Annotated in this window: 1 protein-coding gene; it reads right to left on the reverse strand. The window is 36.1% G+C overall.

Annotated features, from left to right (window positions below; translation table 11 throughout):
- Positions 1 to 46: 46 nt before the first annotated feature.
- On the reverse strand, positions 47 to 815 hold a 769-nt coding region (locus OK414_RS29090), incomplete at its 5' end, for a helix-turn-helix domain-containing protein (protein WP_263046363.1).

Raw genomic sequence — 815 nt, forward strand, 5'->3', positions numbered from 1 at the left:
CATTTTCTACAGTCTATAGACAAAAATAGGCTTCAAGATAACTATATTAAGCATCTAATTCTAAAAAGTTATAGAATAACGGATTAGTTTTATTCCTTTGAACTTCTCTTCTACGCTCAGCAGCAAATAAACCTCTTAAAGTCCCGAAAAAATAGGCTTCAAAGGTTGTCTTTATTCGGTTTCTTTTATAAGCAAAGACGGTTTCTTTAAATGCTTGAACAGCAATTGATACCAATTCATCAACAGGTCGTTCTAGACGGCTTATTTTGTGTGCTAAGCGTACTTTCCCCCATAAGTGATAAATATCATCTGCATAGCTAAAAAACGGCTGTACGGCTTCTTTAAATGGCGTTGGAATAAAGGACGGTAGATAATCCGTTGAAAGTTTAATATCTAAGTCTTTACGTATGTATTTATTTAAATCTTTTAAAGTTAAATTATAGGTAGGGATTTTTTTCGCCTCTTCATCCTTACTCTCACAAGGGATATCAGCATTTTCTGCTTCAACATCTGCTTCAACATGAGAAGTCAAATCGAGCTGTAAAAAGTTTACCCAGTACTCGAAGTAAGGGTGGTTAACAAATAAGTGTACAGGATTCCCTTTGCCGTTATTACGAGGGCAACGTCGATAGACAGTTACAATTTGCCCTTGTTCTCGTAACTCTTTTATGTGACGGTCAATGGTTCCTTTGGATTTTTCATAGGTTTTACCTAAATATGTACTGCCAGGAAAGCAAAAGCCTTTCTCTGCACCTAACCAGCATAGTCGATCTAAAGCTTTTCTTGTTCCGTCATGTAGACGATAGTATTTATCG

The sequence above is a fragment of the Priestia sp. JV24 genome, assembly GCF_025910025.1.
GTDB lineage: Bacteria > Bacillota > Bacilli > Bacillales > Bacillaceae_H > Priestia > Priestia megaterium.